The 13,669-nt window shown below is 61.7% G+C and carries 14 protein-coding genes and 1 pseudogene; 8 read left to right on the plus strand and 7 right to left on the minus strand.

All coding sequences use genetic code 11. The features are described from left to right. Nucleotides 1–44 precede the first annotated feature (44 nt). The gene (locus BM216_RS30220; RefSeq protein ID WP_093003583.1) at nucleotides 45–623 is read left to right on the plus strand and encodes a hypothetical protein; all 579 of its coding nucleotides are present in this window, start codon (nucleotides 45–47) and stop codon (nucleotides 621–623) included. Between the two features lie 66 nt (nucleotides 624–689). Here the strand turns inward: BM216_RS30220 and BM216_RS30225 are convergent, their stop codons facing one another. After that, nucleotides 690–998 carry a DUF736 domain-containing protein gene (locus BM216_RS30225; RefSeq protein ID WP_093003585.1) on the minus strand — a complete coding sequence of 103 codons (309 nt, stop codon included), beginning with the start codon at nucleotides 996–998 and terminating at the stop codon, nucleotides 690–692. Nucleotides 999–1,468: 470 nt separating this feature from the next. On the opposite strand from BM216_RS30225, the gene BM216_RS34365 reads away from it, so the two are divergent. Continuing rightward, a complete protein-coding gene (locus BM216_RS34365) occupies nucleotides 1,469–1,624 on the plus strand; it encodes a hypothetical protein (protein ID WP_177230985.1) in 156 nt (51 codons plus the stop codon). Nucleotides 1,625–1,634: 10 nt separating this feature from the next. Here BM216_RS34365 and BM216_RS30230 read toward each other — a convergent pair whose 3' ends face one another. The 4 genes from BM216_RS30230 to BM216_RS30245 all read right to left on the minus strand — a co-directional run bounded on the left by BM216_RS30230 (nucleotide 1,635) and on the right by BM216_RS30245 (nucleotide 5,017). After that, nucleotides 1,635–2,558: an ArdC family protein gene (locus BM216_RS30230; protein ID WP_093003587.1), complete on the minus strand. Its 924-nt coding sequence runs from the start codon at nucleotides 2,556–2,558 to the stop codon at nucleotides 1,635–1,637. Nucleotides 2,559–2,869: 311 nt separating this feature from the next. Beyond that, a complete protein-coding gene (locus BM216_RS30240; protein ID WP_093003591.1) occupies nucleotides 2,870–3,457 on the minus strand; it encodes a hypothetical protein in 588 nt (195 codons plus the stop codon). A 520-nt stretch (nucleotides 3,458–3,977) separates the two neighbouring features. Further along, nucleotides 3,978–4,103, minus strand: coding sequence for a hypothetical protein (locus BM216_RS35140; RefSeq protein ID WP_280141717.1), 126 nt, complete (start codon nucleotides 4,101–4,103; stop codon nucleotides 3,978–3,980). A 617-nt stretch (nucleotides 4,104–4,720) separates the two neighbouring features. Then, nucleotides 4,721–5,017, minus strand: a complete 297-nt coding sequence (locus BM216_RS30245) for a hypothetical protein (RefSeq protein WP_093003593.1) — start codon at nucleotides 5,015–5,017, stop codon at nucleotides 4,721–4,723. Between the two features lie 135 nt (nucleotides 5,018–5,152). Between BM216_RS30245 and BM216_RS30250 the strand changes: the two genes are divergently transcribed. The 6 genes from BM216_RS30250 (at nucleotide 5,153) to panB (ending at nucleotide 11,240) form a co-directional block, all read left to right on the plus strand. Then, nucleotides 5,153–6,049: an NUDIX hydrolase gene (locus BM216_RS30250; protein WP_093003623.1), complete on the plus strand. Its 897-nt coding sequence runs from the start codon at nucleotides 5,153–5,155 to the stop codon at nucleotides 6,047–6,049. Nucleotides 6,050–6,117: 68 nt separating this feature from the next. Beyond that, nucleotides 6,118–7,089: a quinolinate synthase NadA gene (gene nadA / locus BM216_RS30255; RefSeq protein WP_093003595.1), complete on the plus strand. Its 972-nt coding sequence runs from the start codon at nucleotides 6,118–6,120 to the stop codon at nucleotides 7,087–7,089. Further along, on the plus strand, nucleotides 7,086–8,639 hold the full coding sequence (locus tag BM216_RS30260; protein WP_093003597.1) for an L-aspartate oxidase: 1,554 nt from the start codon (nucleotides 7,086–7,088) through the stop codon (nucleotides 8,637–8,639). Before nadA ends, BM216_RS30260 begins: the two co-directional genes overlap by 4 nt. 15 nt (nucleotides 8,640–8,654) lie before the next feature. Beyond that, nucleotides 8,655–9,500: a carboxylating nicotinate-nucleotide diphosphorylase gene (gene nadC, locus BM216_RS30265; RefSeq protein ID WP_093003599.1), complete on the plus strand. Its 846-nt coding sequence runs from the start codon at nucleotides 8,655–8,657 to the stop codon at nucleotides 9,498–9,500. Nucleotides 9,501–9,561: 61 nt separating this feature from the next. Beyond that, nucleotides 9,562–10,422 (plus strand): pantoate--beta-alanine ligase, encoded by an 861-nt coding sequence (gene panC, locus BM216_RS30270; protein WP_093003601.1) that lies wholly within the window; start codon nucleotides 9,562–9,564, stop codon nucleotides 10,420–10,422. Then, nucleotides 10,419–11,240, plus strand: a complete 822-nt coding sequence (panB, locus tag BM216_RS30275; protein WP_093003603.1) for a 3-methyl-2-oxobutanoate hydroxymethyltransferase — start codon at nucleotides 10,419–10,421, stop codon at nucleotides 11,238–11,240. Before panC ends, panB begins: the two co-directional genes overlap by 4 nt. 536 nt (nucleotides 11,241–11,776) lie before the next feature. Here the strand turns inward: panB and BM216_RS30280 are convergent. Beyond that, entirely contained in the window at nucleotides 11,777–12,886 is a 1,110-nt protein-coding gene (locus tag BM216_RS30280) for a DUF3991 and TOPRIM domain-containing protein (protein ID WP_244530406.1), read from the minus strand. Nucleotides 12,887–13,210: 324 nt separating this feature from the next. Next, a pseudogene (locus tag BM216_RS30285) lies at nucleotides 13,211–13,669 on the minus strand (ISNCY family transposase); the annotation flags it as partial.

Here is a 13,669-nt window from a genome sequence, read left to right on the forward strand (position 1 = left end):
GCCATGTTTGAGGTTCGGATGCGATGAGAACACCATGGAGATTTGTGGCTGACCTGGTGTCGCGTAAGCCGAAAGCAGACCATTCAGGAGCGCCCGGTTCGGCCCCGAAAGAGATCAACGCGCTGGACTATAATCCCGGCGACGAGCCGGATCGAGAGATAGATTCCACGCCTGCCCAGAAGTCAGGCGGGGTCGGGCCAGCGCAGGAGCCGGAAACTCAAGCCACGGCACCGGCCTTAGTCCCTGAACCGGCGACAGAAGATACGAACGTTTCGCCGCCTGAGATCGATACCGCGACCGTCATCGAAGAGGCCACCTCTCCCTCTCCAGCGATTGCATCCGTAGAGACCGCACCCGCGGCCACCGCGGACAACGCCATTGACGTTGCGGTCAAGAAAACGGTGCAAGCGCGGAACAAGCCGTCCGCTCCAGCACCTCAGGCGTCTTCCGATGTGCCGGCCGTCGTGGAAGCACCGGCGGCCCCCGTCGGCCCGAAGACATTCGTCGAGGAGATGGCCGCGCTTGACCTGGAAGTCGCAGCCCTGCGACGCGAGCTTGCAAAGAAACTGCGCGCACAGAATGCGCAATTGCGCAGAATGATTGCCCGTTTCGACGGGCGCTGACCGCAGGTTGGCTCAGCCTCTCGATGAGAGTTAAGGGCTTCGCCTTTCGGCGAAGCCCCGTGAGCTTCAGTCGCGATTGGAGCGGGACCAGATGAGCTGGAGATCCTGCTGGCCTTCGACCTCGGCAAGCGTCGCGTAGATCGGGGCCGGGAAGCTCGGATCGTCGAGCTTGAGGGACAGGTAGTCGCGACCCTCGCCGGAGGTTTTCTGCCAGGCGGCGCCGAGCTCGACCGGGCCTGCGTAAACGCGGAACTGCGGGCCTTTCTCGGAAGGGTTGTCGACGCGGCTGATACGAGCCTTGACGTTGAGGGCGAGTGTCCGGATGGAGCCGGTGAAGCCGTTCTTTTCGGATGTGAAGGTGCCGATGGTAGCCATTGCTGCATTCCTTTTGCTGTTTCGGGCCGCTCCATTGCGGCCTCGATGGCAGTCTCCAAGACCGGAGACGATCGGCCCGCACCCGCCAGGGCCGCAATGCAATGGAGGACGGCATGTCATGAGATTTTTTAGCGGGCGAGGAGGGCGGCCTTGCCGCCTGGGGTCAACAAATCTCAGGACTTCCGTTGCGGGAGCACGATCGAGGCGAAGCCGGGTTCCGGTCAGACATGCCCCATCGAGCCCGCACAGGGAGCTCCGGGGAAACCTGCCAAAGGGATGTAGCAACGGCGTTGCTCGTGGCATTCGATCACCAAAAAACACTTCACCAACCCGCCACTTCGCGAGCGTCACCGTCTGTATTGGATCGCATCGGCTCCCTGCTATCTTCCATCGAAGAGCCCGTTGCCACCTGAACGCTCGCGATATCGCGTCGTGACGGCAATTGACCGCCGAAAGGCTTCACGAACCTGATGCGCCGGCCGACAAGACCGTTTATCGCCGAACGCAAGCCTGCTGCCCCGAAGATGTCGGTCTGGACAAGGCTGAATGCCGATATCGCCCATGGTCTCGAGGAAGAACAGGAGGGTGATCGACCGGAGATCACGAAAGCCTCCGGCCGCCGCTGATGCTGCCCGGTTAGGCCGCCGCAAGCGGCTCATCGCCTGGCTGCAGGGAGTGCAGGAAACTCGCTGCCCGTTGCGCATGCGCCGCCGCCTGGAAGATTGCCCGCTTGTCGTCAGCCAGCACGTTGAGCCAGCATTGGAGGTAGGAGGCATGATCCGGCCGCGGTTCCAGTTCCGGTGCGATCCCGAGGTCGGCACACAGGAAGCAACTGCCGAGTTCGGCGATCAGTTCCTCGCGGGCACGTTCGCTTTTATCCTTGGCATAGCGGGAAAGATCACGCCCGAGCCGGCCTTCCGGAGCCGTCCAATGGGTCATCTCGTGGCTCAATGTCGCATAGTAGCTTGCTGCATCCTTGAATGTTTCGAAGGCCGGCATCTGAACATGATCCGTGACCGGACCATAGAATGCCTGATTACCGCCGTGGCGGATGACCGCACCGGTATTGCGGAAGAACCGGTCTGCCCCTGCAATCCGTTCGACCGGATCCGCAGCGCGCACGGGCCGGTGGTAACAGTGATCGGGCAATCCGTCGATCTGGTCGACGTTGAAGACGCAATAGGCCTTGAGGAAGGGGATCTCGCGATCGACCTCGGCGCCATTCGCATCGGCCTCCGATTTCGTGAAGCGGCTGGCGAAGACGACGGTTGTCCCCGTTTCGCCTTTGCGCACGCCGGCGCCAAGTTCGAGGGCCTGCCTAAAGGTCATCCACGTCGACGCAGCAAAGCCGCGCGACATCTGCTCCGACCAGAGAAGGAGCACGTTCACACCCGAATAGGGCTGTCCAGTGTGGCGCAGCGGCCGGGTGATCCGGCCTTCGGTATTGGATGCGTTCCAGGGTTTCATCCAGGGACGCACGCCGAGGGCGAGATCTTCGACAATCCTGTCGGTAATCCGGGAATAGAGGTCGGCACGGTTGCTTTCGTGTTTCATGCTCAAGCCATTTCTCCATCTTTTAGGGATCCGCGCCGATCGCGGTCCCGTCGCGGAGGAAAGGGGCAGGAGCGCAGGAGCCGGGGCCGGGCACCGGAACGGCCGGAACAGCGTGGAGGACGGCGAAGCCGTTGCGCGGCGCCGGCGGCTCCTGCAGGACCGACGCCTGAAGACGGGCCGTGACGATCCGGCCGAATGCCTTGCCGTTTTGCCCGCAGCCGGCGTGATCCGGCACGCGGATAAGCCGGGGCCGAGAGAACGGGCCCGTGTTGACTGATAGAAGGCGGGGGGCTCACTCGCCACCCGCCGCGGCCGTGTCATTCGAAAGCCGACATCTGTGCCGCCGCCGCTTTGCGATCCACGGACTGACCGAGATTTTCGACCGGGCGTTCGAAGGGCCTCCAGTTTTCTCCGATGACCCCGTTGTAGGCCGCGACGGCGCCTTCCGCCGCCATCCGCAGTGCGTGGGCCTGGACGCCCATGTTCGCGGCGAATTCCCGCTTGCGGTGCGCAGAACTGTCGTAGCCCACGGGACCATCGAGGTCTTCGTCACGGGCGTCGTTTGCCGCCTTGGCGGTCGCATCGCGCGCCTGCGTGACGGCCTTGCTGTAAAACTGGCCGGCGCCATGCGCGGATCCGACATAGGCGCCGACGATCCGCTGCAGGTGGATCTGCATTGCCCGTTCGCCCAGGCCTTCACTCAGGGCTTCGGCCGTTTCGCGGATGAGGCGCTCGTGAAGATCCCGGATCCCGTCGCTGTCGATGACCGCTGTCGCGAAGCTTTCGGCGATCTTGAGCGCTTGGGCTGTGTCCGGGCAGGTCAGCCGGACCATTTCGACGGTCGTGCCCTTGCGGAGCTGGCTGGCACGGGCGGATTGGCGCGGGTTGGGTGCGATCTTTGCCATGTCTGTTCCTTTCGGCCCGAAACGGGTCCGGCACCTTGCCGGCTTGCCCTTCGGTGCGGTCGCCCCGAACCGGGTAAGGACAGGCGCTTCAAGGTCCGGGCACGTCAAGACAAGCGGAGCCGATCTGCGGGCTGGCAGGGTTTCTGCCCTGCGAAAGCCAAGCAGATCTGCTCTGCGCCGCACGACGGGTCTCGGCCGCACCGCGGCGCGAAACGCGGCCTTGAAGCAGAGGTCCGCCGGTTCAGACCGCAGCACAACCGAAGGACAAACCGGCCCGGGGCTATCCTAAAGAGACAAAAGGATGCCGCAAGAAATGCCGCTCCCGCCGCTTTCCCCTGACACGCCAAAGCCAGGTTCTCGCAAGGGTGCGACCAACGATGACGGCGAGTATCCCTAACCGGGGTCAGCGTTCGATAACTCCGGCTATTTCAAGGATTCTGCGGTCATCAACGGGCGTCTGCCATCTTGCGATGTTCAGCAGAAAAACGCTGTCGGTCGGCCGTCCGGCGGCGGGTCTGGGCTATTCTGCTGCGATGCCGTAGATTGCCTCGTGATCCTCAAGGGTACCGGCTTCCTCATCGATGGCGCTCGTCTTTAGGCTGTCGAAATCGGGGAGTTCTTCGGCCGATCCGTGATCGGTTACCACTTCAGCCCCGCCGTTCGCGATTGCACCGTGTCCGAGATGGCGCAGGAAATCGGCAACGTCCTTTCATTCGGGAGAAAACAGCGCGGACGCATGGACGAGGTTTGCATCCGTCTCGAAATGACCGACAAGCGCTGACTGTGTTTCCCGCACACGCGTTTGTGGTGCGATACCGGCATCGCGCGACGCAGCTTCGAGCACCTGACGGACAGGCAAAGCAGGAACTCGTCCGTACCCATGTTGGCAGGTATGCGTCCGCGCCGATCGCGTTACCGGCGATGAGAGCGACCACGTCGCTGTTCGATATTCCGCGGCGGCATGAATTGACATCGATCAGAGCCTCCCGCGCGGTAATGCGCACCGTGTCCATGTCGAAGCAAAGCCCGCCTTCCTCACTAAGAAGGCGAGCCGCATGCCGGGCGAAGCGTGCGCCCGCCGGGATGCCGGCCTTGGCGCCGCAATCCATCCGAACGTTGTCGCCAGCAAGCGAGAGAACGAGAAGCGCGATCAGCATGTCGTCCTCGATCGGCGCGCGGGCGAGTGCTTCGTGCAGGGCGTCGGTGCGAAAATCGCCGATCATGTCCAGGCCCCTCTGTGTCACGTCCGGTCGAGTATGTGCCTCAGGCGCTTCCTCGTTGGTCGAGGCGATTCCCAGGCGCCATTGTCTGCCCATTCACCGGTTTTGCCTTCGGCATCTGGTAATCAACCGTCTGCACCTTGCCGTCGCGGTCGTGATAGAGGCCGGCGAGGTCTGCCTTGCCAGGCTTTCCATAGACCCGCTCCGCTTCTTCCGGCAGTTCCGGCTGACCCCAGTTGTTGATCTTGACGATGGCATCCTTCCTGCGCAGGTTGTTGGACATCCACTCCTGCTGCGCGCCGAGGAAGGCCTCGGCCTGCGACCGCCTTTGCTTTTCCATCTCTTATTCCGTCCATCGTCGCGGCCGACGCGCCGCTGCGATGCTGCACCATCGCCGCCGACCTTGCATCACACGAGATTCATGTGAGAGAAGGGCTCTGCGCCGACGCAATCAGGACCGTGCCCATTGGCCGACATGCATGCCCATACCGAACTGATCGCCGTTCTGACCGCGGTGACGGATGGTGATCCCCGAGTGATGACGGTGCGTTCGGGCGACGCGCTGCCCTCGGGGCCGTTCGAATTCGGGCATCGCAGCCTGCAATCGGGCCTCAGAGAATGGGTCGGCGGCCAGACGGGTCATCCGGTCGGCTATCTTGAGCAGCTCTACACCTTTGCCGACCGCGACCGCTCCACGGTGGACGATGACGCGGGCCGGATCATCTCGATCAGCTATCTCGGTCTTGTCCGGGAACAGGCCGCACCCGGCGCGGGCCGGCCGAGTTGGCATGGCTGGTACGAGTATTTCCCCTGGGAGGACCATCGTGGCGGAAGGCCAGACCAGCTGCGCTCGATCGGCGAGCGTCTTGACGAGTGGATCGCCACTGATCCGGCACGGCGCGACCACCGGCAACGGCGGGCTGATTTCGCCTTTGGGTTCAACGGTGCCTCATGGAACGAGGATCTGGCGCTGCAGAGATACGAGCTGATGTTCGAGGCTGGGATCGTTTCCGAAAGCGGTGCCAGCACCGACGCTGCAACGGGGCGGCCGATGTTTGCCGATCACCGACGTATCCTGGCGACGGGCATCGCCCGGTTGCGTGCCAAGATCAAGTATCGCCCGGTCGTGTTCGAACTGATGGCTGAGTCCTTTACGCTTCTGCAGTTGCAGCGTGCCGTCGAGGCATTGGCCGGTTTGAAGCTGCACAAGCCGAACTTCCGCCGCCTGATAGACCTGGCCGATCTGATCGAGGAGACCGGCGGGATGACCAGCGAAACCGGCGGCAGGCCAGCCAAGCTCTATCGTTACCGGCATGCGATATTAGAGGAGCGCGCGCTCTCAGGCTCGCGGCTCCCACTCTCACGGAATTGACATAAACTCAAATCGAGAATATCTCTGCATATCCAATATACTCAAACCGAGTATGACAGGAGTTGTGGATGAATTCGCTCATTTCCATGTCGCCGCTCTATGAGCGCGTTCGCCGAGTCATGCCTGAAGCCGAGTGGTTGTCCCACGAGGAGGATGTCGAGGCGATCCTCGATCTGAAGCGGCGCCGCAATGCGGTCATCCTCGCCCACAACTACCAGACACCGGAGATCTTCCACGGCGTTGCCGACATCGTTGGGGACAGTCTGGCGCTTGCGCGCAAGGCCATCGACGTCGAGGCCGATGTTATCGTGATGGCCGGCGTGCATTTCATGGCCGAAACCGCCAAGCTTCTGAACCCGAAAAAGACGGTACTAATCCCGGATATGGCGGCCGGCTGCTCGCTGGCGGAATCCATCACGCCGAAAGACGTGGCGCTGCTGCGCAGGGCGCATCCCGGCGTTCCCGTCATCACCTATGTCAACACGTCGGCAGCAGTGAAGGCCGCGTCGGATATCTGTTGTACGTCCGGCAATGCGAGGAAGGTGGTCGAGTCACTCGGCGTGCCGAAAGTTTTGATGATCCCGGACGAGTATCTGGCACAGAACATTGCTCGTGAGACGGATGTCGAGATCATCGCCTGGCGTGGCCATTGCGAAGTGCACGAACTTTTCGATGCGCAGGACGTGCGTGATCTGCGCGAGGCTCATCCCGGCGTTATTGTCCTTGCGCATCCCGAATGTCCGCCGGAAGTGGTGGCGGAAGCGGATTTCGCCGGGTCGACGGCCGTCATGTCGGATTATGTCGGCGAAAGGAAACCGGCCCGGGTACTCCTTCTGACGGAATGCTCGATGAGCGACAACGTCGCTGTCGATCACCCCGGTGTCGAGTTCATTCGTCCCTGCAATCTGTGCCCCCATATGAAGCGCATCACGCTTTCCAACATCCGTCAGGCGTTGGAAGAAAATCGTTATGAAGTGACGATCGACCCGGCCGTGGAGCAACGTGCCCGGCTTGCCGTGGAAAGGATGCTGGAGGTATGAGCGAGAAGCTTCATCGGTTCTCGGATCATGTTGCAGTTGTCGGCAGCGGGCTTGCCGGGCTGGTCACGACGCTGACGCTGGCACCGCAGCCGGTCATCCTTCTGACAAGGGCGGCGTTCGGTGCGGAAACCTCGAGCGCATGGGCGCAGGGCGGCATCGCCGCAAGCCTCGGCTTAGACGACAGTGTCGACCTGCATCTGGCCGATACATTGGCAGCCGGTGACGGTTTATGCGACACAGTCGCCGCATCCTCAATCCTGAAGGACGCGCCGGCGGCGATTGCGGCACTCGAACGTTTCGGCGTGCATTTCGACCGGGAACCTGATGGCACCTACATGTTGGGACTGGAGGCGGCGCACTGCCGCCGCCGCATCGCCCATGTCGCAGGCGACGGGTCGGGAGCGGCAATCGTTCGTGCGCTGGTGGAGCAGATCCGACGGACGCCATCGACTACGGTGATGGAGAATGTCGAGGTGCGCCGGCTGCTCAAGTCGGGCGATGCAGTCTCAGGCCTGCTATGCGCGACACCGTCAGGCCCTCTCGTCGTTGCCACAAAGCGGGTCGTGCTCGCCACAGGCGGCCTGGGCGGCCTTTATGACACGACGACGACGCCGAGCGGGAATTACGGTCAGGGTATCATGCTGGCCGCACGGGCCGGCGCCGAGCTAGTCGATATGGAATTTGTCCAGTTCCACCCGACCGCACTTGATGCTGCGAACCGGGTTGCAGGGCTACCGCTTCCTCTCATCAGCGAAGCGGTGCGCGGCGAAGGCGCGATACTTGTCAACGACCGAGAGGAACGTTTCCTGGCCGATCAGCCAGGCGCTGAACTCGCGCCGCGCGATATCGTCGCCAGAGCCATCAGCGCCGAGATTGCCAACGGCCGCCGGGTGTTCCTCGATGCAAGGGCCGCGCTCGGCCCGAGGTTTGCTAGCCGCTTTCCTTCGATCACCGATCTGTGCCGCGAAGCGGGTGTAGATCCGACCCGCGGGCGCATCCCCGTTCGTCCGGCGGTTCACTACCACATGGGTGGGGTCGCCACCAATCTGCGCGGGCAAAGTACCATCGAGGGGCTCTGGGTTGTCGGCGAGGCGGCATCGACCGGTCTGCACGGTGCCAACCGTCTCGCCAGCAACTCGCTTCTCGAAGCCGCGGTCATGGGCATTAGGGCGGCGCGCGACATTCTGGCAACGAACACCGCAACCTGCAGAAAGATTGAAGCGACCGATATTCCGGTGCCGGCAGATCTCTCGGCCGTGCGCCAGATCATCTCGCCAAGCCTTGGCGTGTTGCGCACTGCGCCTGCGGTCAACCATGCCGTGACCAGCCTGTTGTCCATGGTGGAAAAGGATGGGCCGGCGGCCGATCCCGCTCTGGTGGCGCTCTCCATCGCCGTTTTTGCGTCATTGCGGGAGGAGTCACGCGGCGCCCATGCCCGCACCGATTATCCGATGCGGCTTATGGAGGCCCGGCGGCGACGTATGACGCTTGCCTCCATTCTCGACGCGGCGCGCTCGATCGGGCCGCAAATCTTTGCCGACAGCGCTTGAAGTGTGACAGACACGATGATTGCTTCTCTTCCCCGGATCGTTATCGAGCCCGCTGTGCGCAACGCGCTGCTGGAAGACCTCGGCCTTGCCGGCGACATCACCTCGACGGCCGTCATTCCGGCCGAACATCGCTCCCGTCTGGCACTCGTCGGTCGGAAGCATGGCGTCATCGCCGGTCTCGATGCCGCCGAACTTGCCTTCCAGCTCACGGACCCCGCGGTCTCGCTGGTTCGCCATATCCCGGACGGTTCGACTGTCGCGCCCGGCGAGACCATCGCAACGATTGAAGGACCGTCGCGTGCACTGCTGACCGGCGAGCGCACTGCGCTCAATTTCCTCGGACACCTCTCCGGCATCGCCACCGTAACGGCCGGTATCGTCACGGCTATTGCCGGCTCGAAGGCTTCGGTCGTCTGCACCCGGAAAACTACGCCGGGGCTGCGGGCGCTGGAAAAATACGCCGTGCGCGCCGGTGGCGGCATGAACCATCGCTTTGCATTGCATGATGCGGTTCTGATCAAGGACAACCATGTCGCAATCGCCGGCGGGGTAGCCGAAGCCATTCGCCGCGCAAGGGCTGGCGTCGGCCACATGGTCAAGATCGAGGTGGAAGTCGATACGCTCGATCAATTGCGCGAAGCCCTGAAGATCGGGATCGATGCCGTTCTGCTCGACAATATGACGCCGATCGCGCTGCGCCAGGCGGTCGATCTCGTTGCCGGACGGGCCATCACAGAGGCATCCGGCAATATCAATCCAACGACAGCCGCCGAGATCGCGGCCTCGGGCGTCGACCTGCTTTCGATCGGCTGGATCACCCACAGTGCACAGGTGCTCGATATCGGACTGGATCACCTCTGACCGCCCTGGCTGAGGTATTTTTTGACGAAAACCCTCTGAGACGGATGACTGGGGAAGACGAATGCAGAAATTGACGACAATCGGAGCCCTTCGTGCGTCACTTGCAGAGCCCAGACGACAGGGCGTGCGCATCGGCTTCGTGCCGACCATGGGTTATCTTCATGCCGGGCATATGAAACTCGTCTCCGAGGCGCGTGCCGAATGTGACCTGGTGGTCGCATCCATTTTCGTGAACCCGCTCCAGTTCGGCCCTGCCGAGGATCTGGCACGGTATCCACGCGACCTGGAGCGCGATACCGTGATGCTGCAGTCGGCAGGCGTCGATATTCTGTTCGCGCCCAGCGTTGACGACATGTATCCGCAGCCGATGAAAACGGTCGTCGATGTTCCCGAACTCGGGCGCAAACTCGAGGGCCAGGTCCGCCCGGGACATTTCGCCGGTGTGGCGACGGTCGTCTGCAAACTCTTCAACATCGTCCAGCCAGGCACTGCGTATTTTGGCGACAAGGACTATCAGCAGGTCGTCGTGATTAAAAAGATGGTCGAGGATCTTGCGCTTCCGGTGCGTGTCGTCCCGGTGCCGACTGTTCGCGATACGGATGGTCTCGCGCTCTCCTCCCGCAATATCTATCTCAGCAGCGAAGAGCGGCGCGCTGCGGTAATCGTTCCCCAGGCCCTTGCCGAGGCGGAACGGCTGATTGCCGGAGGGATGATGGATCCGCGCCGGCTGGAGCAGGAACTTCTCGATTTTATCGGACGGGAAACACTGGCGAAACCGGAGGTCGTCGCGGTGCGGGACGCCGTGACATTGGAGACGATTGAAGCGATCGATCGCCCGCTCGTAATTGCCTTGTTCGTTCGGATCGGCACAACGAAGCTTCTGGACAATAGAGTGATCGCGCCGCAAGGCGGTGTCCGATGAGTGCCACGGGGTCACCGAAGCGCCTGACGCCGAGACGCATCCAGGCCATGAAGGGTGGCACGCCGATCGTCTGCCTTACCGCCTATACAACGCCGATGGCACGCCTCCTCGACAGGCATTGCGATCTGCTTCTGGTGGGGGATTCGCTCGGCATGGTGCTCTACGGCATGGAAAGCACGATCGGCGTCACGCTGGACATGATGATTGCCCACGGCCAGGCCGTGATGCGCGGTGCTAGACGATCCTGCGTCGTCGTCGACATGCCGTTCGGCACCTATCAGGAAACCAGGGAACTTGCCTATCGCAATGCGGTGCGGATCCTGCAGGAAACCGGCTGCGACGCGGTGAAACTGGAGGGCGGAGAGGAAATGGCAGAGACGATCGCATTTCTGGTAGCGCGTGGCATTCCGGTAATGGGGCATATCGGTCTGATGCCGCAACAGGTCAACACGTCCGGAGGCTATCGCTCCGTCGGGCACTCCGCCGAGGAAGCGGAGACGATAAGACGCGACGCAAAGGCAGTCAGTGATGCCGGCGTCTTTTCGATCGTGGTCGAGGGAACGGTCGAAGCGCTGGCGCAGAACGTGACCGCCTCGCTTGCCGTGCCGACGATCGGGATAGGCGCCTCGGTTCACTGCGACGGCCAGATTCTTGTGTGCGACGACCTCCTTGGGCTGCTTTCCGAATTCACGCCTCGCTTCGTCAAACGTTATGACGAGCTTGGTGCACGTATCGATGCTGCAGTTGAGATCTATGCAGATGAAGTCCGTTCCCGCAGTTTTCCGTCCGAGGACCACGTTTTCAAGCCGCGCGGCTGAACCGGTCAGGGCAGGCGGGGATATCGGAAAGAAAAAAGGGCCGTCGGTGAAGACCGCGGCCCGTAAGTGTGAAGGTCAAAAACCTCCAGAGGGGAACAGCTGCTGCCGCGGATCTGGGAAGAACCGCGTCGTGCACCAGCTATCGCCGTTATGGTCATTTTTTTGAGCGGAGGGCATCCAAATTATGTGCAGGTCAGCTATGCGGCCAGGGCGTATGAAGAAGAATGTCGGTCGTGTCGGCCACGTGGTCCACTTCAGAGCGAAGGCCACAGTCGCGAATTGTTTTTCTCCAGCCGGTATTCTAACATAGTGTCATGAGCGGGATGTAGAACACGTGTGACTGCAGGAGGACCCATGCCCCGCCCGACTGATGCCGAATTCCGGCGCCTAAGAAACATTGAGATCGTGATCGGTGTCTTGAGGACACTCGGTGCAATCTTTCCGATATGGATAGTCAGAGACATTCTTATCGCGTTCTCTCCTTCTTTCAGGACTTCTCTCGGCTGCGAGCATGCAGCACGCGTCATGTTCTCGAACTATTCGCTTCCCTTTTTCTCCCGATGCTCCAGCGCCTCGTTCCAATCCTCGGTAGGGGGGCGATGCCTGAGCCATCCGCAACCGACGTCTTCCGCCAAGGCTCGAAGCCTGTCCGCATAGATGTCACCCTGGCGATTGCCGTCCGTTGCGGCAACGATGCACGCGCCCGCTCGTGTCGCGAGCCGGCGCAGTGCCGCCGCCGTCGCGGGTGCCCAACCACCACCTGTGCTCAGATAGAGGCTGCCGTCACGCATGCCCTCCATGGCTGCCAAGCTCATCGCATCGATCGCCGCCTCCGTGACGCAAAGACGCGTGCCGTGTTCTTCCCCGAACCGGAACAGGATCTTGCGACCACCCTTCGCAAAACCGCGCCATTCAGGGCCTCGGCCTTCCCAGCCACTCACGCCGCCGAGATCATCGCTATGGGCTGCCCACATGCTACCATAGGGGCCTTCACGCAGAAGATCCCGGGCGACGGCAGCGCCGATGATAAAGGCCGGAATGCGCCTCCGCTCGGCAAGATATTTCCATGTCGCGGAGCCGGGCCATGGCGGCCGCCGTCGGGCCCATTTTTCGGCAATCAGGGCATGATCGAGTGGGTCGGGCTGTTGCTTGTAACAAGCAGGGCCGGACATAGGTAAATCCGAAAGTGCTGCGGCTTTCTCGCAGGCTTCGAGAAAATCGCATCGCTCCAGATGGATCAGTAGACTGAATACATCCCCTTTCTCCTCACCGAGAGGGTTGAACCATCCTCTCCCCTTATACGTGACGATGATGATTTCACCGTCACGACGATACTTCACAGCGCACGCTGTGCTCTCTTTGGCGTCAATCGCAAAGCCTGCGATTTCCAAGACTGCCTGACAGCTCACTCTCTCTCGAAGTTTCTCTATCTCGCTTCGTCCCATCTTTCCTCTCCTCTTCGCATCACACGGCTTCCTATCTTTCTTTTCCCGCTCTTTACGGGACAAGATCAGCGAGGCCGCGCAGAGCAAGGACCGCAAGGGCGCGCCAGACAATTGCAGTTTCTGACATTCGAGTATCAGGCGCGGCGAAGCCTCCCTTGAGGTCGCCAGCTCGCCAGCGGCACCCGGTATGGCCAGGTCCATGGAGAAGCGGGGCTGTCAGCCAGCCCGGGATGACTTTCCGGACGAACCGGAGATTGACGAAAGCGACGAACTCGTCGGAGGGAAGAGCGCCTCACTCGCTGTCGTCCTCGAGCACTGTGATCGGGACCGCCCCGACTAACTCGAAATTTGTGGCGGTGGAGTTGGAATGTCCGCTGTGATGCAAAGTAGAAATGTCCGCGGGGTCGGCGCACGGCACATCGATCAGCCCCGATCTGACCGGCTGATTCCGGTTGCAAGATCAGATCGGGGCGGGTGGTAAACACACCTCTTCGGCTTTAGCTTTGAGGCTATTCGAACGAGCATTCATTCTGCGGCTTGCTGCCGCAACAGTGCCTTCTCATGTCGCGCGATGACCGCCGGATCGTTCATGTAATCTGTCCGGGGACCGGGTTTCCGGCCACGCGGTTTATAGCCAATCTTCTCGCTGTTGGTCTTTACGTCCGGCTTCGGCTGCTGATCCTGGCGTTCCTTGATATAGGCCAGAACGTCACCCAGTCGCTTGTTCTCGGTGATCGCCGCATCCGTCAATCACTGGTCCCTGTCGAATACCGTGTAGGGCAGGGAATAACCTTTCCAACGCACGTCCAGGCGACCGTCCGCATAGGCATAGGTCTCGACATAGCGACCGACTAGCCCCCGCGTCACCTCGGTTTCCTGCAGCATGATCCGCTTGCGCTCGAACGAAAACGCCAGCTGCGCCCCGACATAACGTTGCTCGCGCTTGCACAGGATCTCCACCAATCGGTCCGGCGCCAGATTGAT

The organism is Rhizobium sp. NFR07 (assembly GCF_900111905.1).
In the GTDB taxonomy this organism is placed as follows: domain Bacteria; phylum Pseudomonadota; class Alphaproteobacteria; order Rhizobiales; family Rhizobiaceae; genus Neorhizobium.